At 63.3% G+C, this 25,142-nt stretch carries 24 protein-coding genes and 2 pseudogenes; 13 read left to right on the top strand and 13 right to left on the bottom strand.

The window, feature by feature from the left end; translation table 11 throughout:
• Positions 1-22 precede the first annotated feature (22 nt).
• The 6 genes from H2O14_RS08925 to H2O14_RS08900 all read left to right on the top strand — a co-directional run bounded on the left by H2O14_RS08925 (position 23) and on the right by H2O14_RS08900 (position 5,985).
• The gene (locus tag H2O14_RS08925; protein WP_246697565.1) at positions 23-904 is read left to right on the top strand and encodes an ABC transporter permease; all 882 of its coding nucleotides are present in this window, start codon (positions 23-25) and stop codon (positions 902-904) included.
• A complete protein-coding gene (locus tag H2O14_RS08920; protein ID WP_182827364.1) occupies positions 901-1,698 on the top strand; it encodes an ABC transporter permease in 798 nt (265 codons plus the stop codon). The genes H2O14_RS08925 and H2O14_RS08920 overlap by 4 nt, the downstream gene beginning before the upstream one ends.
• 35 nt (positions 1,699-1,733) lie before the next feature.
• Positions 1,734-2,792, top strand: a complete 1,059-nt coding sequence (locus H2O14_RS08915) for an ABC transporter substrate-binding protein (protein ID WP_182827363.1) — start codon at positions 1,734-1,736, stop codon at positions 2,790-2,792.
• Positions 2,793-2,860: 68 nt separating this feature from the next.
• Positions 2,861-3,457: a cupin domain-containing protein gene (locus H2O14_RS08910; protein ID WP_409526946.1), complete on the top strand. Its 597-nt coding sequence runs from the start codon at positions 2,861-2,863 to the stop codon at positions 3,455-3,457.
• Complete coding sequence (locus tag H2O14_RS08905; RefSeq protein WP_182827362.1) at positions 3,450-4,532, top strand: ABC transporter ATP-binding protein; 1,083 nt, start codon at positions 3,450-3,452, stop codon at positions 4,530-4,532. The genes H2O14_RS08910 and H2O14_RS08905 overlap by 8 nt, the downstream gene beginning before the upstream one ends.
• Before the next feature lie 25 nt (positions 4,533-4,557).
• Complete coding sequence (locus H2O14_RS08900) at positions 4,558-5,985, top strand: aldehyde dehydrogenase family protein (RefSeq protein ID WP_182827361.1); 1,428 nt, start codon at positions 4,558-4,560, stop codon at positions 5,983-5,985.
• Positions 5,986-6,006: 21 nt separating this feature from the next.
• Here the strand turns inward: H2O14_RS08900 and H2O14_RS08895 are convergent, their stop codons facing one another.
• The 3 genes and pseudogenes from H2O14_RS08895 to H2O14_RS27305 all read right to left on the bottom strand — a co-directional run.
• On the bottom strand, positions 6,007-7,416 hold the full coding sequence (locus H2O14_RS08895; protein WP_312858577.1) for a GGDEF and EAL domain-containing protein: 1,410 nt from the start codon (positions 7,414-7,416) through the stop codon (positions 6,007-6,009).
• 27 nt (positions 7,417-7,443) lie between these two features.
• Positions 7,444-7,584: pseudogene (locus H2O14_RS29370) on the bottom strand (PAS domain-containing protein); the annotation flags it as partial.
• Between the two features lie 152 nt (positions 7,585-7,736).
• Positions 7,737-8,468, bottom strand: a pseudogene (locus tag H2O14_RS27305) (PAS domain-containing protein); the annotation flags it as partial.
• A gap of 244 nt (positions 8,469-8,712) precedes the next feature.
• On the opposite strand from H2O14_RS27305, the gene H2O14_RS08890 reads away from it, so the two are divergent.
• From H2O14_RS08890 to H2O14_RS08880, 3 genes are all read left to right on the top strand, one after another.
• The gene (locus H2O14_RS08890) at positions 8,713-9,756 is read left to right on the top strand and encodes a LacI family DNA-binding transcriptional regulator (RefSeq protein ID WP_182827359.1); all 1,044 of its coding nucleotides are present in this window, start codon (positions 8,713-8,715) and stop codon (positions 9,754-9,756) included.
• 110 nt (positions 9,757-9,866) lie between these two features.
• Entirely contained in the window at positions 9,867-11,060 is a 1,194-nt protein-coding gene (locus H2O14_RS08885; RefSeq protein WP_182827358.1) for a CaiB/BaiF CoA transferase family protein, read from the top strand.
• A gap of 201 nt (positions 11,061-11,261) precedes the next feature.
• Complete coding sequence (locus tag H2O14_RS08880; RefSeq protein WP_182827357.1) at positions 11,262-12,593, top strand: APC family permease; 1,332 nt, start codon at positions 11,262-11,264, stop codon at positions 12,591-12,593.
• 18 nt (positions 12,594-12,611) lie between these two features.
• Here the strand turns inward: H2O14_RS08880 and H2O14_RS27300 are convergent, their stop codons facing one another.
• Positions 12,612-13,067, bottom strand: coding sequence for a helix-turn-helix transcriptional regulator (locus tag H2O14_RS27300; protein ID WP_246697334.1), 456 nt, complete (start codon positions 13,065-13,067; stop codon positions 12,612-12,614).
• A gap of 362 nt (positions 13,068-13,429) precedes the next feature.
• Here H2O14_RS27300 and H2O14_RS08870 point away from each other — a divergent pair, with 362 nt between their 5' ends.
• From H2O14_RS08870 to H2O14_RS08855, 4 genes are all read left to right on the top strand, one after another.
• Positions 13,430-14,839 (top strand): amidase, encoded by a 1,410-nt coding sequence (locus tag H2O14_RS08870; RefSeq protein ID WP_182827356.1) that lies wholly within the window; start codon positions 13,430-13,432, stop codon positions 14,837-14,839.
• A 172-nt stretch (positions 14,840-15,011) separates the two neighbouring features.
• Positions 15,012-15,677 carry an SIS domain-containing protein gene (locus H2O14_RS08865; protein ID WP_182827355.1) on the top strand — a complete coding sequence of 222 codons (666 nt, stop codon included), beginning with the start codon at positions 15,012-15,014 and terminating at the stop codon, positions 15,675-15,677.
• A complete protein-coding gene (locus H2O14_RS08860) occupies positions 15,568-15,990 on the top strand; it encodes a hypothetical protein (protein WP_210275570.1) in 423 nt (140 codons plus the stop codon). Before H2O14_RS08865 ends, H2O14_RS08860 begins: the two co-directional genes overlap by 110 nt.
• A gap of 105 nt (positions 15,991-16,095) precedes the next feature.
• Positions 16,096-16,980 (top strand): DMT family transporter, encoded by an 885-nt coding sequence (locus H2O14_RS08855; RefSeq protein ID WP_182827354.1) that lies wholly within the window; start codon positions 16,096-16,098, stop codon positions 16,978-16,980.
• 3 nt (positions 16,981-16,983) lie between these two features.
• Here the strand turns inward: H2O14_RS08855 and H2O14_RS08850 are convergent, their stop codons facing one another.
• From H2O14_RS08850 to H2O14_RS08810, 9 genes are all read right to left on the bottom strand, one after another.
• Positions 16,984-17,652 carry a TetR/AcrR family transcriptional regulator gene (locus tag H2O14_RS08850; protein ID WP_182827353.1) on the bottom strand — a complete coding sequence of 223 codons (669 nt, stop codon included), beginning with the start codon at positions 17,650-17,652 and terminating at the stop codon, positions 16,984-16,986.
• Positions 17,653-18,212: 560 nt separating this feature from the next.
• Positions 18,213-18,461 carry a hypothetical protein gene (locus tag H2O14_RS08845; RefSeq protein WP_182827352.1) on the bottom strand — a complete coding sequence of 83 codons (249 nt, stop codon included), beginning with the start codon at positions 18,459-18,461 and terminating at the stop codon, positions 18,213-18,215.
• Between the two features lie 191 nt (positions 18,462-18,652).
• Positions 18,653-20,071, bottom strand: a complete 1,419-nt coding sequence (locus H2O14_RS08840; RefSeq protein ID WP_182827351.1) for a PepSY-associated TM helix domain-containing protein — start codon at positions 20,069-20,071, stop codon at positions 18,653-18,655.
• A gap of 37 nt (positions 20,072-20,108) precedes the next feature.
• The gene (locus tag H2O14_RS08835; protein WP_182827350.1) at positions 20,109-20,738 is read right to left on the bottom strand and encodes a helix-turn-helix domain-containing protein; all 630 of its coding nucleotides are present in this window, start codon (positions 20,736-20,738) and stop codon (positions 20,109-20,111) included.
• Between the two features lie 89 nt (positions 20,739-20,827).
• On the bottom strand, positions 20,828-21,208 hold the full coding sequence (locus H2O14_RS08830; RefSeq protein WP_182827349.1) for a hypothetical protein: 381 nt from the start codon (positions 21,206-21,208) through the stop codon (positions 20,828-20,830).
• A 79-nt stretch (positions 21,209-21,287) separates the two neighbouring features.
• The gene (gene nagA / locus H2O14_RS08825) at positions 21,288-22,451 is read right to left on the bottom strand and encodes an N-acetylglucosamine-6-phosphate deacetylase (RefSeq protein WP_409526911.1); all 1,164 of its coding nucleotides are present in this window, start codon (positions 22,449-22,451) and stop codon (positions 21,288-21,290) included.
• Positions 22,448-23,470, bottom strand: a complete 1,023-nt coding sequence (locus tag H2O14_RS08820) for an SIS domain-containing protein (protein ID WP_182827347.1) — start codon at positions 23,468-23,470, stop codon at positions 22,448-22,450. The genes nagA and H2O14_RS08820 overlap by 4 nt, the downstream gene beginning before the upstream one ends.
• Positions 23,471-23,491: 21 nt before the next feature.
• On the bottom strand, positions 23,492-24,256 hold the full coding sequence (locus H2O14_RS08815) for a GntR family transcriptional regulator (protein ID WP_182827346.1): 765 nt from the start codon (positions 24,254-24,256) through the stop codon (positions 23,492-23,494).
• Positions 24,249-25,133: a BadF/BadG/BcrA/BcrD ATPase family protein gene (locus tag H2O14_RS08810; protein WP_182827345.1), complete on the bottom strand. Its 885-nt coding sequence runs from the start codon at positions 25,131-25,133 to the stop codon at positions 24,249-24,251. Before H2O14_RS08810 ends, H2O14_RS08815 begins: the two co-directional genes overlap by 8 nt.
• Positions 25,134-25,142 lie beyond the last annotated feature (9 nt).

Below are 25,142 nucleotides of genomic sequence, written 5' to 3'. Positions count from 1 at the left end.
TCATGTTTGGATAGGCGCCATGATGGTGATTGAGGGGAATGAGCGGCAGGGAGGCGCATCGCATGCGGTGTTTCGCGCCGTGCTGCTGACGCCCGGCTCCTTCGTCGCCTTCGTGCTCATCCTCTTTTCGCTAGCGCTGGTGCTGTTTCTCTCGCTTCGCGTCAATGACGGTTCGCTGACCGGCGCCGGCGTGACGCTCGCCAACTATGTCACCATCGCCACCGATCCGCTCTATGTCATGGTCGCGCTGCGCTCCCTGGTCGTTGCCGGACTGGTGACGGCGGCGACCGTGGCGACGGCCTATCCGGTCGCCTATTTCCTCGCCTTCCATGCGGGTCGTCACCGCGGCCTCATCCTGTTTCTGGTCACGCTGCCGTTCTGGACCAGCTATCTGCTCAGGGTCTTCGCCTGGAAGGTCGTGCTCGCCTATAACGGCGTGTTGAATTCGGCGCTGGTCGGCAGCGGCCTCCTCAGCGAACCGTCTCTGGCGTTTTTGAATACGCCGGCCGCCGTGGTGCTGACGCTCGCCCATGCCTATGCGCCTTTCGCGATCCTGCCGATCTTCGTCGCGCTTGACACGATGCCGCGATCGCTGCTGGAGGCCGCCGCCGATCTCGGCGCCAAGCCCATGACCGCCTTTCGCCGCATCGTGCTTCCTTACTCCATGCCGGGCGTGCTCTCCGGCGCGCTCGTCGTCTTTGTGCCCACCGTGGGCGACTATGTGACGCCGGCGCTGGTGGGCGGTCCGCAAAGCGTGATGATTGGCTCGCTGATCCAGGCGCAGTTCGGCAAGGCCAATGACTGGCCGTTCGGCGCGGCGCTTGCTGTTTCCGTGATGGGGCTGATCCTGACGCTGATCCTCGTGGCTCGCATGGTCGACCGCCGCTATGGGAGCCGTCAATGACCGCGCGCGCTCCTCGTCTCGATGCCGGCGGCCTGCTCTGGATCTATGTCACGGCCTATCTTGTCTTTCTCTATCTGCCGGTCTGCCTGATCCCGCTCTTCTCGTTCAACGACGCGGTGCAGGCGTCTTTCCCGCTCAAGGGCTTCACGCTCGGTTGGTACAAGGCGCTCATCGGCAACGAAGCGTTGGCTGCCGCTGTCGCCAATAGCCTGATCGTCGGCCTGACCTCGGCTTTTCTCGCGACGCTCTGCGGCGGCGCGATCGCCTATATGGATGTCTTCGGGCAATCGGTCTTCGCCAATCTCGTCTCGGCCATCGCCCGCCTGCCCATTCTTATTCCCGGCGTCATTCTCGGCATTTCGCTGCTGATCCTCGTCAATCTCGCCGGTCTCGGCCCGTCGCTGACGGCTATGGTGGCGGGGCATGTGCTGGCCGGCCTGCCCACGACCGTCATGGTGATGCGGTCGCGCTTCCAGAATATTCCCCGCAGCATTCCCGAGGCCGCCGAAGATCTCGGCGCGCGGGAATTCCTGGTGCTCTGGAAAGTCATGCTGCCGCTCTCGGCCTCGGCCATCGGCTCGGCCTTCATGCTGGCCTTCCTGACCAGTTTCGACGAATTCATCATCGCCTTTTTCCTGGCCGGCTCCGATCAGACGCTGCCGCTGTTCATCTGGAGCCAGCTGCGTTTTCCGAAATCGCTGCCGATGGTGATGGCGCTGGGCAGCGTCATCCTGGCGGTCAGCATCGCTATTGCCGCCGCTGCGGAACTGCTCCGCCGGCGCGGCCAGACGTGAATGATCCAATCATAATAACGAAGAGGAGAACGCGCATGAAAACTGCAAGACTGACCAGGATCCTGAGCGGCGCGCTCGCGGCGGCTCTGATTTCCACGAGCGGGTTGGCGCAGGCGGCCGACAAGCTGTCCTATTTCACCTGGTCCGGCTATGAATTGCCGGAATTCAGCAAGTCCTATCTCGCCGCCCATCCCGATGCGATCGAATATTCGATGTTCGGCGATGACGACGACGCCTTCACCAAGGTCAAGGCCGGCTTCCGCCCCGATGTCGCCCATCCCTGCTATGACAAGATCGCCCGTTGGAACAAGGAAGGCCTGCTGCAGCCGATCGACACCAAGCGCATCAAGAATTGGGACAAGATCTTCCCGACCTTCCGCAATCTTCCGGATCTTCAGGCGGGAGACGGCAAGGTGTGGATGGTGCCCTGGGATTGGGGCAACACCTCCATTCTCTACCGTACCGATCTGGTCGAAAATCCCAAGAAGAGCTGGTCGCTCCTTTGGGATAAGCAATATGCCGGCCGCATGGCCACGATCGACGCCGTGCATGACACGCCGCTGGTCGCCGCCATTCTCGCCGGCGTCAACCCCTTCGACATGAGCGCGGCCGACCTCGACAAGGTCGCCGAGAAACTACGCGAGCAGCGGCCGCTGATCTCCACCTACACCACCGACATGACCTCGGTGGAGCAGTCGCTGGCGAGCGGCGAACTGGTCGCCGCCATGACCTGGAACGCCTCCGCCGTGGCGCTCAAGAAACAGGGCGTGCCGGTGGAGTTCATGAAGCCGAAAGAGGGCATGCTGACCTGGACCTGCGGCTATGTGCTGCTGAAGGACGCCAAAAATGTCGATCTGGCCTATGATTTCATCAACAGCCGCCTCGAAGCCGAATCCGGCAAGAAGTTGATCGAGGATTACGGCTATGGCGCCTCCACCGAGACCGCTTTCGCCGCGGTTCCGGCCGAGACGCTCAAGACGCTTGAACTGCCGTCCAATCCGGACGACATGCTAAAGACCACGGTGTTCACCGGGCCGATGAAGCAGAACGACGACCTCGCCAAGATGTTCGAGAAGGTCAAGGCGGGCGGCTGAGCCCAGCGCGTCGCCGCCGTCCTCCAGGGCGGCGGCGCCCATACAGAAAGGACCTGCCCTTGGAAGAGATGACGGCAAGACAGATGCGCGATGCGGCGGAAGCCGATGTCATCGTCGGCAGGCGTGTGCGCGCGCTTAGGCTCGAGCGCAACATGTCCCTGACGGAACTCGCCGCCCGCACCGGCATTTCGATCGGCGCGCTCAGCCAGATCGAGCGCGGTCTGAGCTCCCTGCGCGTCAAGGTCATCTGGCCTTTGGCGGCGGCGTTGTCGGTGGAGCCGGGCGCGCTGATCGGCGAGGGGACCGACAATGCCAACGATCTCTATTGCGTCCGATCCCAGTCGCGCCGGCCGTTGCCGGTCCATTCGGAAGGCATCGCCAAATGGCTGCTGTCGCCGCCGGGATCGCAACTGACCGGCATGCTGGTGACGGTGGAGCCGGGCGGCGGCACCGCCGAGGCCTATGCCCATAGCGGTCATGAATTCGGTTATGTGCTGACGGGCGATGTGGAACTGGAGATCGACGGCGGAACCTATCAATTGAAGCAGGGCGACAGCTTCGCCTTCAAGAGCACATTGATGCACGCCTTCACCAATCATGGCGCTGTCAGCGCCGAGATCCTCTGGGTCAACACCAACAAGCCGCCGGAGGCCGACAATGGCTGATCCTCTGCTGTCGCTCTCCAAGATTCGAAAAGTGTTTCCCGGCGGCTTGGTCGGCCTCGACAATATCGATCTCGACATCGCGCCCGGCGAATTTCTGAGCCTGCTCGGGCCGTCCGGCTGCGGCAAGACGACCACGTTGCGTGTGATCGCCGGCTTTGAAAGCCCGACGTCAGGCTCGGTCCGGCTGGAAGGGCGCGATATCACGCCGCTCCGGCCCTATGACCGTCCGGTGAACACCGTTTTTCAGGACTACGCTTTGTTTCCGCATATGGATGTGACGGAGAATATCGCCTTCGGTCTGTCGCTGCGAAAGATCCCGTCCGCCGAACGCCGCAAAAAGGTTCAGGCGGCGCTGGAGATGGTCGGCCTACCGGACAAAGCCGAAGCCCGGGTTGGCGCGCTCTCCGGCGGCCAGCGCCAGCGCGTCGCGCTCGCCCGCGCCATCGTCTGCGAGCCCAAACTTCTCTTGCTCGACGAGCCGCTGTCGGCGCTGGATGCGCATCTGCGCGAGCAGATGCAGGTGGAGCTGAAGCGGCTGCAGCACGAGATCGGCGCGACTTTCGTGATGGTCACCCATGACCAGACCGAGGCGCTGTCGATCTCCGATCGCATCGTGGTGATGAACAAGGGCCGCATCGAACAGGCGGCCTCCCCGGCCGAACTTTATGACCGGCCCGCCACCCGCTTCGTCGCCGGCTTCATCGGCACCATGAACCTTCTGCCGGCCCGTGTGGTCGGCGTCGCGGATTCCGACATCCGCATCGATGTCGACGGCTGGTCCTTGACCATACCCTCCGATGGGGCGCCGGCGCCCCGGCCTGGAGACGACGTCACAATCGGCGTCAGGCCTGAGGACCTGTTCGTTTCGCGTGACGCGGGCGCCGGAGATTTGCTAGGAACGGCGGTCAGCGTCGTGTTCCACGGCAAGTCGCTTCGACTGCGCGTCGAAACGAGCCGGGGCAAGACGCTGTCCGTGGATGTGCCGCGGCAAGGGGAACAAAACATCGTCGAACCGGGCGCGACCGTGGCTCTGTCGCTGCGTCCCGGGGCGGCCTGCCCGCTGATGGCGGGTTGAAAGCTGAAGCAAGAGGAAATCAATCATGAGCAATCACGAACTCTTCTACATCAACGGCGAATGGGTTGCCCCTGTCGTCCCCGCCACGCTGGATGTGATCAATCCCGCCACGGAAGAGGCCTACACCAAGATTTCCGTCGGCTCGAAGGCCGATGTCGACAAAGCCGTCGCTGCCGCAAAGGCCGCCTTCAAGACCTTTTCCAAGACAAGCCACGCTGATCGTGTGGCGCTTCTGAAGAAGATCCTCGAAGTCTACAATGAGCGCTTCGAAGACATCGGCAAGGCCGTGTCGGATGAAATGGGCGCGCCGATGTCCTTCGCGCTCGACGCCCAGGCCTGGGCCGGCCGCGCGCATATGGAAGCCACCATCAAGGCGCTAGAGGACTACTCCTTCAGCGAAAAGCGCGGCACGACCACGGTCGTGAAGGAGCCGATCGGCGTCTGCGCGCTGATCACGCCGTGGAACTGGCCGCTGAACCAGATCGTCTGCAAGGTCGCCCCCGCCATCGCCGCCGGCTGCACCGTCGTGCTCAAGCCGTCTGAAATCGCCCCGATCAGCGGAATCGTCTTCGCCGAAGTCATGCATGCGGCCGGCGTGCCCAAGGGCGTGTTCAACCTCGTCAATGGCGATGGTCCGAATGTCGGCCAGGTCATGGCCGGCCACCCCGATGTCGACATGGTCTCCTTCACCGGCTCGACCCGCGCCGGCATCATCGTCGCGAAGACCGCGGCCGACACGGTCAAGCGCGTCGCCCAGGAACTCGGCGGCAAATCCGCCAACATCATCCTGCCCGACGCCGATCTCGAAGAGGCCGTCACCAAGGGCGTCCAAGGCTGCTTCGGCAACACCGGCCAGTCCTGCGATGCGCCGACCCGCATGCTCGTGCCAGCCGATCGCCATGATGAAGCGCTTGGTTTCGCCAAGCTCGCCGCCGAAGCTTTCAAGACCGGCGATCCCAAGGCCGCCGACACCGATCTCGGCCCCGTGGTCAGCCAACTGCAGTATGACAAGATCCAGCGCCTCATCCAGGCGGGCATCGACGAAGGCGCGACGCTGGTCACAGGCGGAACCGGTCGTCCCGAACATCTCAACCGCGGCTACTACATCCGTCCGACCATCTTCGGCGGCGTCACCCGCGACATGACCATCGCGCGCGAGGAAATCTTCGGGCCGGTGCTGTCGATCCTGCCCTACAAGGACGAAGCCGAAGCCATCGATATCGCCAATGACACGGTCTATGGCCTCGCGGCCTATGTCCAGTCCGGCGACATCACCCATGCCCGCGCCGTCGCCGCCGAAATGCGCGCGGGTTCGGTCTACCTCAATTATCCGGATTGGGACGTCTTCTCGTCCTTCGGCGGCTACAAGCAATCGGGCAATGGTCGCGAATATGCCGATTTCGGCATTCACGATTTCCTTGAAATCAAATCGATCATCGGCTACGGCGATTGATGATTGTCTTGCTGGCGGCGCTCAGCGCCGCCAGTCTTCCCGCGCGATGAAGCCGCGCAGGTCCGTATAACTCATCGGCTTGGCGAGGGCGAAGCCCTGGAGCAGGTCGCAATTCATATCGCGCAGCAGATCGATATGAGCGGACGTTTCCACCCCTTCCGCCGTCACCTTCATGCCCAGCGAATGGCCGATGCCGATGATCGCCTCCACCAGTTGGCGTTGTTCCCGGTTTTCGACGATCGGCTTGATCAAGGCGCGGTCGACCTTCAGAGTATGCGGCTTGACCTTGAGAAGACCGATGACCGAGGCGTGGCCGGAGCCGAAGTCGTCGATTTCAAGGCCGAAGCCGCGACTGCGCAGCGCCTCGATATTGGCGGCGAGATCGCCTTCGCTTTCGTCGAGGAAGATCGTTTCCAGCAATTCGAACGAGATTTTCTCCGGCGGTATCGGCAACCTGTCCAGCTTGGTCATCAGTTCGGGATCGCTCAGCCGCCGGACGGAGATGTTGAAAGAGATCTTCGGCGCCGATGCGCCGAGCGCCTTCATGTGGTCGAGCGCTTTTTCCATCACCATCGCATCGATCGCCGAAACAACGTCGAGCTCCTCGGCAATGGCCAGGAAGGCTGCCGGCGGCAAGATGCCCTCGAGCGGATGGGCCCAGCGCGCCAGCGTTTCGAGACCGGCGAGATCGAGGCTCTGCGCATCGAATTGCGGCTGGAAGTAGGGGATGAACTCACCACGTTCCAGCGAAGCGAGGATCTCGTCCGACACCCGCTTCTTGACCACGATCTGGTCCTGCAGTTCGATGGTGAAGAATTCGTAGCGGTTCTTGCCGTTGCTTTTGGCGCGATAGAGCGCCATGTCGGCGTTCTGCAGCAATTGCGTCGCGTCGCAATCCGACCGCGCGTCGAAGGCGATCCCGACGCTGGCCCCGACGCGGCAGGGCGTCTTGTCCACATGAACCGGCGCGCGCAACTGGTCGATGATCCGCGTCGCCATGGCCTGCAGCCGGCAGAGATTGCCTTCGAACGGGGAGACGATGACGAATTCGTCGCCGCCGATCCGGGCGACGAAATCGGCCGGCCCGGCCGTGGATCTGAGAACGGCGCTGGTATGGCCCAGCATGAAGTCGCCGGCGCGATGCCCGAGCGTGTCGTTGATCTGCTTGAAACGGTCGAGATCGATATGAAGGATGGCCAGGCCTGCGGTTCCCGAGCGACGCGCCAGCGTCTCGTCGAGGTAGCGCCGGTTCGGAAGCCCTGTCAGATCGTCGTGAAGCGCATTGAATTCCAGGCGGGTGCGAATGGTTTCGAGCTCGGTGTTGCGGGTCTCCGCGAGAACCTTGGCGCGCTCCAGCTCGTCGCGAACCGAAATGTCGTCGGTCACATCCCAATTGGCGCCGATGATCTTCTGCCGGCCATTGCCGTCCACGAAGCGAGCCGCCCGCGCTCGAATATGCCGCAGGGCTCCGTCGCTGGGGCGAATGATCCGGAATTCATTCGAGAAGTCGGTTCCGGATGCCGTTCCATCGTCGATGCGCCGCGTCGCTGCGACATGATCGTCGGGATGGATGATGTGCAGCCAGTCGTCTCCTCCCATGATGTTCGAGCCGGGAGGAAGCCCAAAATCTCAAGAAGCGTGTCGTCGAATTGCACGGTCTGGTCGGCGATGTCGGCTTCGAAGACCCCGATTCGCGTGGCCTCCAACGCCAGTTCGAAACGCTGTTTCAGCCTCTCGATCTGTCCCTCGGCTTCCTTTCGCGCGGTTATGTCGAGGTCGGTGCCGATGATGCGGGCGGCGGTCCCGTCGGAGAAAGTCTCGAAGCAGGCGCCACGGCATTCGATCCACACATATTCGCCGTCGGCGCGCCGCTCCCGATATTCGCAAGACGTGACCGACAGATCGCCCGCCGCCTGTTTTTCGATATAGCTGCGGACACGGTCGCGGTCGTCTGGATGGACGGCGCCTATCCAGGTTTCGTAGTCCGCTTCGACGTCGCTATCGCGTTGTAGCCCGCGAATTTCTTTCCATTTGCCGGAATAGAAATAGATGCCGCGCCTAATATCGTGATCCCAGACGCCGAGATCGGAGCCGACCAGAGCCGCGTTCCAGCGTTCTTCCCAGTGGCGCGTTTCGATCTGCGTCGTCTTTGCGGCGTGGATATCGAGGATGGTGACGACAAAAAAACCTTGAAATCCGGGGACTGGTTTGGCCTGAAGATTGCGCCACTTGCGCTCCGCGGCCGCCGATCCGAGTTTTAGATCGAGGCCCGCGGCGCTGCGGGGACTATCGAGGCACAGGATGACCAGGTTGCGCAGCTTGTCACCGTCTTCGACGGCCGCCTGGTCCAGAAGTGAAGACGATGCTGATATCGACGGCAGAAGCAGACGCGCCGCTTCATTGGCGCCGGATATTCGCAACCGCTCGTCGACCAAAACCGCAGGCGCCGGCAACAAGTCGAGCGCAGAGAGTATCTCTGTCACGATCCAATCGGGCAATGTGCGTGGCGCAGGCAGTGGTTTCACGCCGTCAACTCGCTGGTTTGTATTGTTCTGCTTGGCATCGAGTCCATTCCGCGCTCTGAAACATGGATCATCGCTGTGCGGCCTAAACAATCCGTTCACATCTTCTATGAAATCTTGGCGGACGCGCGTGAGGTGAGCATTGGCGTATCAATGCTGCATGGCTCGGATTGGTTTGGGAAACAGGACGAGGCGGGAGAACGGAATGGAGAAGGAGACGCCGCAACGCCGGCCGCGCCGCAAGAGCGAGGGCGCGACCATGGCCGATGTCGCCCGCGCCGCCAACGTGTCGATGCAGACCGTGTCGCGGTTTCTGCGCGCTCCCGACACGGTGACCGAAAAGACGGCCGAGGCGATCCGGGCGGCCATCGCCGGCACCCATTACGTGCACAATCTCACCGCCAGTCATCTCGCCTCTCAGCGCAGCCATACGGTGGCCGCCATCATTCCCACCATCGCCGCCTCGGTATTCGCCGACACGATCCAGGGATTTTCCGAGGTTCTCGACGCCGGCGGTTACCAGATTTTTCTCGGCGCCACCAATTACGATCTGGACATGGAAGAGAAAGTCATTCGCGGGCTTCTCGGCCGGCGGCCCGATGGCATCTTCATCGTCGGCGCGCGCCACAGTCGTCAAACCACCGCTTTGTTGAAACGGGCGGCTATTCCCGTGGTCGAGGGATGGGATCTCATCCAAGATCCACTGGATGGCGTCGTCGGATTTTCGAACCGAGAGCCGATGCGGTTGCTCGTCGAGCATCTGACGCGTCGGGGACGGCGGCGGATAGTGTTCTGCGGCGTCATGACCCGCGGAGATACGCGCGCCGAAGAACGGCGCGCCGGCTTCGTAGAAGCGATGCAGGCGCTCTCGGCGCACCCACAGCCGATGTTGGTCGTAGAGCATGACCGCGGCGCGGATATGTATGCCGGCGCGCGTCTGCTCGAACGGGCGCTCAAGGAAATTCCCGACGCCGACGCCCTGGTCTTTTCCAGCGATATTCTCGCTTCCGGCGCGTTGCTGGTCAGCCAGCGGAAGGGGATCGCCGTTCCCGAAAGGCTGGCGATTACGGGCTTCGGCGATTTCGAATTGGCGCGTCACCTCAATCCGGCCCTGACCACCATCCGCATCCCTGCCGGCGAGATCGGCCGCAGAGCCGGCGAAATGTTGCTTTCCGCGATGAGCGGACAGCTCGCCGCCGAAAAGCGTATCGATGTCGGCTACGAACTCGTCATCCGGCAGAGCGCCTGATGCCGAACACGAAAGAAAAATCCGATCCAAAATGTTAGCGCTCACTCTTGACCTGATCGGGAATGCGGGTAGGGTAAGGCCAAGCACAAATGCACCTGTAGGAGGAAGATGTGGGCGTACTCAGCGGTTATCGCGTTCTCGATTGCTCGATCGCCATGGCGGGGCCGTTCGCGGCGCAGCGCCTGGGCGATCTCGGCGCCGACGTCGTCAAGGTCGAACCCGTAACGGGCGAATGGCAGCGGCATGTCTCGGCGGGTGGGGCGGGCGGCAACCGGGTCAACGTGTCGTTCCTGTCGCTCAATCGCAACAAGCGGTCGCTTGCGGTGGACCTGAAAGCGCCCGAAGGCAAGGCTGTCCTGATGGACCTCGTGCGCGATTGCGACGTCTTCCTGCAGAACTATAGGCCCGGGGTCGCGAAGCGTCTCGGCGTCGATTACGAAAGCTTGTCTGCGATCAATCCGTCGATTATCTATGTATCGATGTCGGGCTACGGCGAGACCGGGCCATATGTCGATCGTCCGGGCCAGGATCTCGTGCTGCAGGGCATGTCCGGCGCCATGCTATCGGCGGGCCGCGAAGGCGAGCCGCCCACGGCCGCCGGCCAATATCTGGTCGACGCGATCACCGCCTATACAGCCTTCGAGGGCGTGCTCGCGGCATTGCTGCATCGTGAGCGCACCGGCGAGGGGCAGTTGGTGCAGGTCAACATGCTCGACGCCATCACCACCATCCAGATGCAGGAGCTTTCCGTCTTCACGGTCGGCAAGAAGGAGCAGAAACGCTCCGCCGAGCCGCATGCGCATGTCTATATTCGCGCGCCCTACGGCGCTTTCGCGACGTCCGACGGCTTCATCATCGTCGCTTTCCCCAAGCTCAAAACCTTGGGCGAGGTGATCGGCGAAGACAGCTTCCTGACCATGAACGACGAGGTCGACACCTGGAGCCGCCGCGATGAAATCTTCGCCAAGACGCGCGAGAAGCTGAAGACGAAGTCATCGGCGGAATGGCTGGAACTGTTGCGCGCCGCCGACATCTGGTGCGGTCCCGTCTATGGTTACGGCGATCTCGTCGACGACCCGCAGATCAAGCATAACGGCTCCTTCGTCGAATATGACCATCCGACCGAGGGACGCGTGAAGACGCCGGGCTTTCCGATCCGTTTCTCCAAGACGCCGTCCACCGTCGAACGCGGCGCGCCGCTCGCCGGCGAGCACAGCCGCGAGATCCTCAAGGAAGCCGGTTATGACGAGACGCGCATCGACCAGTTGCTGGCGCAGGGCGTGATCGCCGCGAGCAAGGTCTGATCGCGGGCGCTCCTTTTCTGGCGCGTGCAGCGAAGACAGATCGTGTCTCGTGTCGGCATTTTCAGACGGCGACATAACCCCTTGGTGTTATGTCGCCGTCGCCGCATATTCGACATCATCGTCGCCTGCCTCGCCTAAAAAGTGGCGAGGCCTCTCAAAGGAAAGCGTCTGACGGCGCCAAGAAAAACTCCGGAGGCGAAGATGAACCAGCCTATCAAACTCGAACGCGCGCTCGGCCTCTGGTCGGTCGTTCTGTTCGGCCTTGCTTACATGACGCCGATGATCGTGTTCGGCACGTTCGGCGCGCTCGCAACCACCAGCGGCGGCACCACGCCGATGGCCTATCTGATCGCCGCCGGCGCCATCCTGCTGACCGCCATCAGCTACGGCGTCATGGCGCGCGTCTATCCTGTGGCGGGCTCCGCCTATACTTATGCGCGCCGCTCGCTGAACGGCCATGTCGGCTTTCTGGTCGGCTGGGCTGTCCTGCTTGACTATTTCTTCCTGCCCATGGTCATCTGGCTGATCGGCGGCGCCTATCTCACCTCCGCCTTTCCCGATGTCCCGGCCTTCGTCTGGATCCTCGCCTTCATTCTCCTGACCACTTTGGTGAATGTCGTCGGCGTCGTCTTCGCGAGCCGCGTCAATCTCATCCTGATGGCCGTTCAGCTTCTCGTGCTCGTCGCCTTCGTGGCGCTGGCGGCGCGCTATGTCATCGCGGCGCAAGGCCCCGGCGGTCTTCTCTCCGTCGAACCCTTCTTCAAGGCCGACGTGCCTTTCTCGGCCTCCATCGCCGGCGCGGCGATCGCGGCCTATTCCTTCCTGGGTTTCGACGCGGTCTCGACGCTGACCGAGGAGACGCGCGATCCCTCGCGCACCATGCCGAAAGCCATTCTGATCACGGCCGTTGCGGGCGGCGCGATCTTCGTGCTCTCCTCCTATGTCACGCAGCTCGCCCATCCCGGCGCAGTGTTCCAGTCGGTCGATTCCGCCGCCACCGAAATCGCGGCCAAGATCGGCGGCGACGCCTTCGTGGCGATCTTCCTCGCCACCCTCATCGTCGCACAGTTCACCTCGGGTCTCGCCGCACAGGCGAGCGTCGGACGGCTGCTCTTCGCCATGGGCCGCGACGATGTCCTGCCGAAAGCGATCTTCGCGCGGCTTCATCCGCGCTGGCGCACCCCGGTGATCAATCTGGTCATGGTCGGCGTTGTCGGTCTGCTGGCGCTGTTCATGGACATCACCACCTCGACCTCCTTCATCAATTTCGGCGCTTTCCTCGCCTTTACCGCCGTCAATCTCTCGGTGATCGCCCTCTATCTGCGCGGCGAAGCGCAGGTGCGCGCTTCGGGCGTTCTCGTCGGCTTGGTTGTTCCCGCCGTCGCGGCCGTGTGCGATCTCTATCTGCTCGGCAATCTCGACGGCAACGCCAAGATCCTCGGTCTCGTATGGCTAGCCGTCGGCGCCGTCTATCTCGTCTATCTGACGGGTGGTCTGCGCCGCGCCCCGCCGGAGATGGATTTCGCCGAATAATCCGGGATAAGGCTCCCGTCAGGCGAGAAACAGATGGAAAAGCTCGGCCTGACTGGAGATCTTGAGCTTCGCATAGATCTGCCGCCGGTGCACCTTGACCGTATTCGGCGACAGATCGAGAACGGCTGCAATCGAGAGGTTGGAATGGCCTTTAAGGATCAGGGTGACGATCTCCGTCTCCCGCTTGGTCAGAAGCGGATGTTCGATGCGCGCCGCGCCGGCCGCCGCACGGTCTCCCGAACCTTGCCAGTGTCGTCGCGCGACCGCGCAGATCAGCGGCGCGAACAGGCTGAGAAGCCGGATGTCGTCGGCGTTGAACAGCGATTCGCCCTCCATGCGCGACGCCGAGAGCACGCCGGTCGAGTTGGGACCGAGATAGAGCACGAAACCCACTTCGTCGATGATGCCCGTCGTCCGGTAATGGCGGCGGAAATATTCGCTGTCGAAAAAATCGTCCGGCGCGAGCGCGCGCATGGCCAGAAGCCGCTCGCCGCCATCGCTTCTGACCGCGTCGTAAAGGGGTCGAGCACATAGGCGCCGTCGAGGTAGTGATCGACGATCACGCCGTGCCGCTCGCGATCATGCATATTGTGGAGATCGCCGGCTCCGCCGTCCGTGGTGTAATAGAAGCCGTTCATCATTCCGAAAGGCGAAAGCGCCTGCAAAGCCTTCGCCAGACGTTCTGGAAACGAAGTTTCGCCGATCGCGGTCACCGCCTCGGCGAAAGTCGCAGCGAAGGCGGCGAGCTTCGCCTCATTCATCGTCGCGGATTGATCCATCCGCTTCTCCCCCGACCTCAGAACGCGCTATCGCGTTCACGATGCTTTGAAACGCTCATGAAAAAGGCAATGGAAATCAGCTTCGATCGCCATGCGCTGGACCTGCCGGCTCTGGAGATCGCCGAGGGCGTGCGCTCCGGCCGCTTCAAGGCCGTCGACATCATGGTCGAGAGCCTGCGCCGGGCGCGCATCGCTCAAAAAGCTGCCAACTGCTTCGCTTTAATCCGCGAAGACCAGGCCATGGCGGCGGCTGTGGTCGCGGATGCCGCGGTCGCGCGCGGCGACGTCATGGGCGCGCTGATCGGCGTGCCCTTCGCCGCCAAGGATCTCACGCCGACCAAGGGCGATATAACCACGCTCGGCTCCTGGTCTTCGGGCGACTGGACACCCGATGAAAGCGCTTTGGTGGTGCGGCGCCTCGAAGCCGCCGGCGCGATTCTGATGGGCAAGACCACGACGCCGGAATTCGCCTTTTCGAGTTTCACCGTGAGCCCGCGCTTCGGCGTCACCCGCAATCCCTGGGATCTTTCGCGGACATCGGGCGGCTCGTCCGGCGGCTCGGCGGTGGCGGTGGCCACGGGCGTCGTACCCTTTGCCGAGGGCACGGACATGGGCGGCTCGGTCCGCATCCCCGCCGCCTTCTGCGGCGTGGTCGGGCTGAAGCCCAGTTTCGGGCGCATTCCCATGACCATCCTGCCGAGCCAGTTGGACGATATCTCGCATTTCGGCCCGCTGGCCCGTCGCACAGAGGACGCCGTAGCTTTCATGGCCGCCGCGTCCGGCCCGAGCGATGAGGACATGTCCTCGGCGCCCATCGGCTTCGACGCCGCACAATGTCAGACGCTCGACCTGCGCGGTCGGCGCTTCGCGCTTTCTTACGACCTAGGCTATTACCGGATCGACGCCGGCGTCCGCCAGGCGATCGCCGAGACGGTGGAGCGCATGCGCCGCGCCGGCGCAATGATCGAAGAAGTGGATCTCGGCTGGACCCGCGCCGTCAATGATCGCTGGTACGATCTCTGGTGCGTGTTCATGGCCGCCTATTTCGGCGAACGGCTGGAAGCCTGGCGCGATCGGATGGATCCGGAAATCGTCAAGCTGATCGAGTGCGGCCTGAGGCTCGGCGCCGTCGACATCAAGCGCATAGAACTTCTGCGCACAGAGATGTGGCGGGGACTCGCGACGATATTGACAGGGCGCGAAGCCTTGCTCTGTCCGACCTGCGCCATTCCCGCGCCGAGCGTTGAGCGTATCGACGACGACTTTGTCGGCGACGACGAACACCACCGTTTTACCGGCCTCGATATGACGTGCCCCTTCAATCTCTTGCCGCAGAGCCCGGCTCTGTCGGTCCCCGCGGGCTTCACGCCCGATGGCCTGCCGGTCGGCCTCCAGATTGTCGGTCATCGTTTCCAGGACGAGCGGGTGCTGGCGATCGGCGGCGCGGTCCAGGCGCTGGGAACCTAGCAAGTCCGGTAAACCCCTCGTGGAACCGCAGCCCGAACGGCTGCATTTCCTGCATATGTCACATGCGTCGACGCGCTTTGTGTTCGTCTCGGCTTTCCGCTATTTCTGGCGGAAGCTGGCGGCCCCCGCGTCTTGTCGCCGCTCATGCTCGATATGCAAAGGCCCCGTCTTCATGTCCAGAACGCCCAGAACCGTCGAACGCGATGTCCAGGATCAACCTCAGGCGCTCTCGATCGTTCTGGACCGAATGTTCGGCGAAGGGCGAATGGCGCTCGACGGCGCGCGGGCGACCGTGCTCAGCGGCCGTCCGGTGATCGTGACCGGCATGGGCGCGTCTTTTCATGTCGCCGTGCCGCTCGTCTATCACCTCTCGGCGATGGGCGTGAACGCCAATCTGATCGAGACGGGTGAACTCGTCCGGCATCGTCTCCTGCTTTGCCGCAATGCCGTTGTCGTCGTCATCTCCCAGTCCGGGCAGACGAACGAGACGGTCGAACTGCTGGATGCGATGACCGAGCTCAACGCCATCACCATCGGCGTCACCAACGAGGAGCCGGGCGCGCTCGCCCGCCGCGCGCATCTGCCGCTGATCGTCGGCAGTCCGCGCGACACCGTATTCGCCGTGCAGACCTATATGGGAGCGATGGCGGTGCTGCTGTCGCTGTCGGGGCGTCCCGGCCTGCTGGAGCGGCGATTTCGAGCCGGCGTTGCAGGCGGTGCAGGCGCTGGTGTCCGTGCCGATGGAAGGCGATTTCCCCAAGGACGATGGTCCGCTCTATGTGCTCGGACGCGGCCCCTCGGTCGGCTCCGCCCGCGCTGCGGCGCTCTGGTTTCATGAAATCGCGCATATGTCCGCCACGCCGATGACGGGCGGCATTTTCCGCCATGGTCCGATCGAGGCGGTCGGCCGCGCATTCCAGGTCATCGGCTTTGCCCCGAAGGATATCGATCTGACCGCCAATCTCGCCCTTGCCGAGGATATTCGCGGCGCGGGCGGCGCGGTGCGGCTGATCGGACCGGATCGCGACTGGGCTTATCCCGAGATATCGCCGCTGCTGGCCCCGCTGGTGGAAATCGTCCCGGCTCAGCGCGCAGCCCTCGCGGCGGCCCTCGCGCGCGGCGCGCCGCTGGGCGAAACGCGCTTCCGCTGATGCTTTCCCACCGGGGCGTGAGGCCTGGAAATTTTCGCTTGCACAGTCTGTGCCGCCGGGCGTTAATGACGCCCTGCATATGAAACGGGTTATTGCGAGGCCGTCGTGAACAAGTCCGTGTTGTCCGGCGTGGCGCTGACCGTCTTCGCGTATTTCTTGTTCTCGCTGCAGGACGCTTCGGTCAAATTCCTGGCCGTCGGCCTGCCCATCGCCCAGATCCTGTTCGTGCGCAGCGTGGTGATCCTGGCGCTGTGTCTTGCTGTGGGCGGCAAGAACTTGCCGGTCGCCATGGCCCGGTCGCCGGTGCTCGTGCCGATGTTGTCGCGAAACGTGCTGCTGCTGCTCGCTTGGCTGACCTTCTACACCGCCTCGCGTGATCTCGGTCTCGCGCAACTCACCACGATCTATTACGCCTCGCCCGTCATCGTGACGCTGCTGGCCGCGCCGATGTTGAAGGAATATGTGCCGCCTCTGCGCTGGCTCGCAGTGGCGGTTGGTTTCTGCGGCGTCTTGTTCGCGAGCGACCCGTTTGCGGATGGATTGGGACTATCGCGGCCGGTGGCGCTGGCTTTGTCGGCGGCGGTGTTCTGGGCGCTTTCGGCCATTCTGCTTCGCAAGACGGCGATGGCGGAGAGAACGCTGGTGCAGATGGCGATCTCCAGCGGCTTCTTCATCCTGATGACCGGCGCCGCCTGTATTTTTCTGTGGACGCCCGTCAGCCTGGGGCTCCTGGCCTTGCTGGCCGGCGTCGGCATATTTGCCGGCGTCGCGCAGTTCGCCTATTTCGAAAGTATCCGCCGCGCGCCCGTCTCCCTGCTCGCGCCGTTCGAATACACGTCTCTGGTTTGGGCGTTCATCCTCGGCTACGCGATCTGGGGCGATCAGCCGCAATGGCACGTCTTCGGCGGCGCGGCGCTGATTGCGGTTGCCGGCGCTCTGGCTTTGTTGTCGGAGCGTAAGAAGGGGGCGGCCGCGACGAGCCAGGCTTGACGATCAGGCGGCCAATTCGTGCTCGATGACATCCCTGGCCACGGAGAGATACGCCCGGACCTGATCCTTCATCACGATCTCCATGTCGGCCAGCGGCGGCATCTCGTAGATCGAAAACCGGATCCCCGCATAGATCAGCGACGAATGCATGCTCCAGACGAGTTCATATTCCCGTTCGGTCGCGGCGTGATCCGCAGTCGAGGGAAAACCAAACTGACGTCTCGCGCCCTCGACGATTTCGCTGAACAGCTGAACCTTGAATTTGTTGAGGTAGGCCTGCGCGAAAGCGGGCTCCGAAAGCGACAGGAACATGAACGCCCGAAACCAGCGGGGCTTGTGAATGTTCGGCAGATAATATGCGTAGAAGGCTTCAAGCCGTTCGGGAAACGGCATGCCGGGATCGACGAGAATCTCACGCCAGCGCGGATCCCAATGACCGTTCTGCACCACGTCTGAAATCGCCGTCAGCAGGTCCACTTTGGTCGGAAAGTAGCGGTGCACGAGCGGCTGGGTGACGTGAACACGGTCCGCCAGTTCCTGCACCGTGATCGCCATGCCCTTCTGCGCATAAATATCGATCGCAGCGTCCAGCAGTTCCTGCCGACGCTCATGCGCCGGAAGATTTCGCCGGTGACCGGATGGGTTTGGCTTCTTCGTCACTAATTTCGTCATGCGCCCAGCTTTGCACGGAATACCCGGAAAGGAAACTGACTTTTGGTTAGAGAAGGGCGCTCGCTATTGCAATGCGGGAAACAGGCCGATTGATTGAGTTTTTTCGGCTGTGGATAGCGGGTGAGAGCAAAATATGCTCTTTATAGGTGGAGAGAACATTTCCATGATGCAGTCGTTTGCAGGCTCATTCGCTGGACGCGGCCCGTCGCTGCTTCGGCTCGACTGCGCGGTAAGCTTAGAATTGTGATCGCGCCTGGAATAATATTCCGCTTCCGGGCAAGGCGGCGGAGCATCGCGCCCGCCGCAGGGCGATTGATGCGGCGTTTTGTCGCGATCGGCGTCTCCGCCACATATCGCCTTCGGGCGGCGCGCGCGGATGCCGGTCGTCGAACAGCTTGGTTGTTATCCCTCGGCAATCTCGGCCATTGCGCTTTCGCCCTTCATTCCCGCGGCGTCCGAGGAGCGCGCGTGTGTATGTCCGACGGGACATACAGTCCCGTCGAAACTCCATCTTCAGTGTCGGTGGCGATGTAACGGCGCCGGCGCGGCGCCGACTTCGGTTATTTGCGATCGAACACGTCGTCGATCTCGTCGACCGGCACCTGCCGATTGGCGGCGTGGTCCTGATACTGATCTGATGCGATCGCCTTGCTGTCGAGCCCTCTTCCCTCGGAATGGCGAGACTTGTCGCGAGTGGACAAGATGTCGTTCTCGCCGATCAGCTTCATGTTCATATGCGTCATTGCGCCGGAACTGTCGCCTTTGCCGCTGCTGCCTTCCCCGAAGTGCTTCTTGCTCGCATGGGCCATAATGGTCTCCTTTCGGTCATGCCCGAGTCCAACGATGGCGTTCGATGAAGGTTCCCCTCTACAGGCAACCTCGCGGGATCGACCCAGGCTGCGGAAATAGCGAGAACACAGCCCGGTTGCAGGTGGGGGCGCGGCTGGGCGCGAGCATGCATCCGTCACGGGCCGACAAGGACGGCCCGTGACGGCAACGGTCAGTTCAAGGCGGCCTTGAGACGCGGGATATTGCTGAGCACGATCACGTCGAGCGCCAGCACTGCAAGCATGGTCAGGCCCGCGACGGGGAAGATGAAGCTCAGAGCCAGCATCACGAACACGGCGCCTTTCCACATCGGCATTCCTTCCGGCATCGGCGGCGCGCCGAGACGGAGGCTGCCCTGCGGACGACGCTTCCACCACATGACGATGCCCGAAACGCAGATGGCGATGATGGCGAGACAGAAAAGGGCGTTGAGAGCCAAGTTCCATACGCCCAGTTGCCCTTCGTGAAGGGCGATGCCGACCGCCATCGCTTTTCCCGGAACCGAATAGTCAGCATAGCCCACCGTCGCCAGCACGCGTCCCGAATATTGGTCGATATGGATGGTCCTGTCCGAAGTCGGATCCATGCTGTCATAGCTCATCGAGTCCCGGCTCAGGGTCCAGACGCCGCTCTCATCTGCGGGCGCGTTGACCTGGAAGCGTCCGTCGAAGCCGATCGTCCGGGCATAGGCGACGATGTTCTGCAGCACCACTGGCACTCCTTCCGGCAGGCCCGCAACGCCTGACTGTCCATCCGACAGCGGCATAGGCGTCTGTTCGAGCGCCCAGGGAACATCCTTTTCCGCTCCATGATTCATCTCGGCATGGGTCTTGTCCGAGAGGGGAACGTTATCCCATTTCTCGGCCGGAAACGTGCTCCAGGCCTGCACATATTTCCCGCCCCAGACGCCGGCCCAGGAGAGGCCCGAGATCAGGAAGAACAACAGGATGATCGACATCCAGAAACCGGTCGTCACATGCAGCGACTTCCAGAAAGCGCGGCCGCGCGCCGTCAGATTCAGAACCAGCACATCGCGCCAGCTCTGCCGATTTCGAGGCCACCACAGATAGAGCCCGGTCGCCAGGAGAATGATGCCGAGCGAGGCGGCGATCTCGATCATAAAATCGCCGACGCCGCCGTCCGCGCCGATCAAGAGCGTGCCATGGATGTCGTTGGCGAGTTCATTCCATGTGCCGTCCTGAGCGCGATCCTGCACCACTTTTCCGGTATAGGGATCGAGCGCGATCATCCGGTTTCCGGTTTCGAGATCGACCTGAAACAGCGCCGGATTCGTGGGGCTGTAAGGAGCGACATATTTGGCGATCCAGCCGTCGGGATGGCCCTGCAACGCCGCCGCGGCCTGATCGGTGACGCTGAGCGCGCGCTGACCGACAGGAATGGCGATGCGTTCGCCATATTCGGGCGCGATGGTGGTGAACCACAGCATGACCATGCCGGTGATCGCGAGCATGATCAGGAAAGGAATTACATAGAGGCCGGCGTAGAAATGCCATCTCCAGGCGGCGAAATAGAATTTTTGCGCGATGGCCCGGTCCTTGGGCGGCGCGCCGTCGAGCGTTCCAATGGTCATGGTGTCCCCTCTGTCTCCGATGGAAAGTTGGTTCCCCTCACGCGGCATGGCCCCCGGCCGTCCGTTCGAGAGCGGTTTGGTTGAGAATGGTGATCCGTTCGGGTCGATCGAAGCCGATCAATCCCGTCCGTTTGAAGCTGTTCAGCGTCCGGCTGATCGTTTCGATCGTCAGACCCAGCCAGTCGGCCAGGTCGGCGCGGGTCGGATAGAGAATGAAGGTGGCGCGCGACGGCCGTGAGGATCGGTCGCGCGGCGCGAATTGTCGCGCGAGATCGAGCACGGCGGTGGCCACCCGCTCTGCCGCAGTCTTCCGACCCAGCAGAAGCGCATGCGCCTGCATGCGCGCCAGCATCAGGCGGCCTTGAGAGGCGTAAGCGTCGCTCGCCATGTCGGCCGGCATGACCGAACTGTAGGTGAGCGACTCGGCGCGGCAATCCGCCCCGATCGAGAACACGCGTCCGGGTCCGACGATATCGGATATCTGCCGCCGGCCGTCCGGGAGATAGTGCGAAAGGGCGAGGCAGCCGCTTTCGAGGGTCAGCAACTCCGTCGTCGCATCGATGGGCAGCGTCTGACGCGGCTCTAGAAAATGATTGTGTTTCGACGCCGCGCGAGGGCGTCGGGTTGCTGGGCTTGCGCCCGGCGTGGCGATAGCGAGCATATGCATGGCTTCATCCGGCTTTGGATGCCGGATTGTGGGCCTAGGCCACGCTTCCGGATCCGAATCTCAGAAATCGGCGCAGAAACGCGCCGGGCTCAAACGAGATCGGATCGGGAAGGCGGTCCGCGCGGGGATGCGGAGGGAGGCAGGAGCAGGCGTTGAAACGCCTCGTCCCAGGCGAAGACGGCGGCCTGCAGATCCGGCTTCGGAACATGCATGTCGACATCGACGACGGGAAGGATAGTGCTCGCGGCGAGACGACAGGCGTCGCATCCCTGGCCGAGAGCGTGTTTCTTGGCGCCATCCTCGTCATCGCCGTAGCAGATATCGGCGATGGAGCCGTCAGGCAGCGCATAAATCGCACCGGTGGGCGTCTCGCCGGCGATGGACGGCGGAGGCTTATGCGCAAAGCCGAGCATGACGAGCAGCAGCGCGCACAAAAGGCGCAGAAGCTTTCTCCCCGATCCCGACTTCATGAAATCAACCCGTGCTGTAACGAATTCGTACTGACTATCGCACAATATTTTTATTTGCAACCATGGTCGGCCGGTCGCTTCAGGTCACATGGACGCATGTCCCGGCTATCCATGTCGAGCTCAGTTGCGTGGCGGCGGCGTTCAAGATCACGAAGTCGGCGTCGCATCCGACAGCAATACGTCCCTTGTTTTCACTTACCCCCATGACCTCCGCTGGATAGACGCTCGCCATCCTGACGGCTTCCTCCAGCGATAGTCCGACACTGTCGATCAGAAAGCGGACCGAAGAGAACATGTCGATGTCGGCGCCTGCGAGCGTGCCGTCGGCCAGCGTCAACTTGCCGTCGGTCCGGTAGATCTGGCGGCCGTTCAGGGTGAAGCCGGTCAGGTCGGTGCCGATCGTCGACATTGCATCGGTAACCACGAAGATGCGGCCGGGGCCGCGCTTGGCCCGGAGCGCCGCCGACATCGCGCCCTTGTGGACGTGATGGCCATCGGCGATGATTCCGGCATTGAGCGCGCCGAGATCGAGCGCCGCGCCGACCAGGCCGGGGCTGCGATTCTCCATCTGGCTCATGGCGTTGAAGAGATGCGTCGCGCAGCGCGCGCCCGCCCTCGCATACCGTTCCGCCGTCTCGTAGCTGGCGTTGGTGTGGCCGAGGCTGACGGTGTAGCCGGCGGCCGTCAATCGCGCGACCTGATCTTCCGTGACATTCTCAGGCGCAATCGTGATCATGATCGCGTCGAAACGGCGGCCGACCGCTTCGAGCCGTGTCAGATCCTCCTCCGTCATCGGGCGGATGAGGTTTGGGTCATGGGCGCCCTTGCGTGCGACCGACAGATGGGGCCCCTCGAGATGCAGGCCGAGAAAGCCGGGCACATGCTCCGCCTTCGCTTGAAGACCCGCCTCGATGGCGGCAGCGGTAATGTCGGGCGTATCGGTGATCAGCGTCGGCAGCAGCGAGGTGGCGCCGAAGCGGGCATGGGCGGCGCAGATCCGGCGGATGCCCTCGACGCTCTGGTCGTCATTGAACATCGCCCCGCCGCCGCCATTGACCTGCAGGTCGATGAAGCCGGGAACGATCACGCCGCCCGCTGCGTCCATGCGCTCCGCGTCCGACGTCGCTTGGCCGTCCCCGCAAAAGCCTGCGAAGCGGCCGTCGCGGATGAGGAGCGTCTCGCCGTCATGCCAGGTTTCGCCGTCGAAGATCCGGGCGTTTTCGATCGCGGTCAGGGCCATCAATGGGTCTCCGTCACTTTTTTCAGCGCCGCCGGCGCATCGGGATTGAAGCCGCGCGAGCGTGAAAACGCCTCCACGAAACCGTAGAAGGGAATGATCAGCGCCAGGGCGTCGGTGAGCGGATGGCCGGTTCGCGCCGCCGGCAATTCAGCGGCCGCGTCGGCGCCGTCGCCGGTCACGAAGGCCGCCGCGCCCTTGCGCGCGAGATCGTCGAGGGTCGCGACGGTGGAGGCGGTGGCGGCGTCGCGGGAGGCGAAGCCGACGACCGGGAATTTCTTGCCGACCAGCGCCACCGGTCCATGCAGCACTTCGGCGCTGGAATAGGCTTCGGCGTGAATCTCGGATGTTTCCTTGAATTTCAGCGCCGCCTCCGAGGCGATGGCGAGCGCCGGTCCTCGGCCGAGCATATAGAGCGAATCAGCCCCGTCGAGCGCCGCCTGCAGCGGGCTCCAATCCAGCGCCAGCGCCCGGTTCAGCGTTTCCGGCAGGTCGCGGACGGCGCGGGCGAGATCGACGTCGTCGGTCCATTCACCGAGCATGGCCAGTCCGGCTACGATGGAGCTGACATAGGACTTGGTGGCGGCGACCGCGAGTTCGGGGCCGGCCTGGATGTCGATGGCGTGATCCGAGGCTTCCGACAGCGGCGAGGGCAGGGTGTTGGTAAGCGCGATCGTCACCGCGCCGGCGTCGCGCGCCGACTTGGTCATGGCGACGATGTCGGGGCTCTTGCCGGATTGCGATACGGCGATGGCGGCGGCGCCGTTCAGGCGCAACGACTTGCCGTAGATGGAAGCGAGGGACGGGCCGATCGACGCTACGGCGCGACCGGCATATTGCTCCACGGCATATTTGAGGAAATGGCAGGCATGGTCGGAGGAGCCGCGGGCGATGGTCACCAGGAAGGCGGGGTCGGCTGCCTTCAGCGCCAGTCCGGCGTCGCGCAGGCTCGGGCCCTGCCGGTCGAGAAGCCGGGAAACCGCAGTCGGGATCTCGTTGATTTCCTGGCGCATATGGGTCGTCATCGTGGTCATCCTGTTTGGGGCTCACGCGTCGGTGAGCGTCATTTCGGCGACGAAGTCATAGGCGTCGCCGCGATAGAGGGAGCGGGTGAATTCCACCACCCGTCCCGAAGCGAGATATGAGAGACGCTCAATCGCGAGCCCGGCGGAGCCTTCCGGCACGCCGAGCAGGCCGGCTTCTTCGCGTCCGACATTGACGGCCCAGATGCGCTGCACGGCGCGCGCCGGGCTGGCGTTGAGCCGCTGCAGTTCGGCGTAGAGCGAGGTGGTCACCTGCATCGGATCGGGTAGAATGTCCGAGGACAGGCAGGCGCGCTCGATGGCGAGCGGCAATTCGTTGGCGATGCGAAGCCGCGCGAGCCGCGCCACCATCATGTCCACCTTGAGCCCGAGTTTCATCATCTCGTCGGGCGAGGGGTGGAAGAGGCCGCGCTCCAGCCATTCCGAGCGGGTCGAATAGCCGCGCCGCGCCATATCTTCCGAGAAAGAGGTCAGTCGCGACAGCGGCTGCTGCATGCGCGCCACCGGCTTCATCACGAATGTGCCGGAGCCATGCTTGCGGCTCAGGAGGCCGTCGCGCACCAGTTCGTCCACCGCCTTGCGCACCGTGACGCGGCTCACTTGCGCATAGTCGGCGAGATCGCGTTCGGGCGGCAGGGCCTGGCCGTGGGCGAGGCGGCCCTCATGGATCGCTTCCTCGAGCCATTGCCGCAGCTTGACGTAGAGTGGGCCGGAACCCTCGTTCTGCAGCGCGCCGAGCGGCAGCAGATCCGCCAGTTGCTCACCCATGCGCCGCCTCCGCCTGGAAGCGCCTGACGGCCAGCGCCACGGCGCCGGTCAAAGCGTCCGCTTTGGGTTGGATGAGGCGATCACGATGGCGGGGCGCCAGATGATCCGCATAAAGCGCGGCCAGTCCGCCGAGCAGCGCCAGCCGACCACCCCGACTGATCTCGGCCTGCCGGTCGAGACCGGCGTCGATCTGGGCGGCGGCGTTGGCCAAGAGGCGGGACGCCGTCTCGTCGCCCAGTCTCGCGAATTCGAAGATGCGCGGCGCGAATCGGCCGAACTCGCCGGGACTCGCCGTCTTGGCGAAGGCCACCATTCGCGGCGGATTGTGGTCGAACTCAACCAGAATGGAGGTGGTCAGCGGCGAAACCGGCGCTATGCCGTCATAAGCGAGCAACGCTTCCTGCAAGGCTGCATGCCCGAGTCGCGCGCCGGAGCCGAAATCGCCGATCACGAAGCCCCAGCCGCCGAGATAGCGGATCTCCGTCCCGAGCCGGGTGATGAAAATGCTGCCGGTGCCGAGAATGGCGACCGAACCATCCCCTTCACCGAGCGCGCCCTCGAGCGCAATCAGCCCGTCGGAATCGATCACCGAGCGCGCGAAAGGCAGGCGGGAGGATACTGCGACGACGGCGTCCTCGACATTGTTGCCGGCGAGGCCCAGAAAGGCGGAAGCGTCCGACATGGCGGCTTCCTTCAGTCCGGCGCTGGCGAAAGCTTCGCGGCTTGCGTTGGAAATGCTGGCCAAGGCGATGTCGGCGGAGGTCATGATGTTTGCCGAGCCGCTCTTGCCCATGCCGAGAATGCGGCCTGTCGCATCTGCGACCGCCGCGCGGCAACTCGTCCCGCCTCCGTCAATTCCAACGAAATATCTGGCCATTGAACGCCT

Source organism: Rhizobium sp. G21 (assembly GCF_014158035.1).
Lineage (GTDB): Bacteria > Pseudomonadota > Alphaproteobacteria > Rhizobiales > Rhizobiaceae > Rhizobium_E.
Note: the sequence above shows the minus strand (reverse complement) of the source record. Positions and strands in the feature narration are given on the sequence as shown.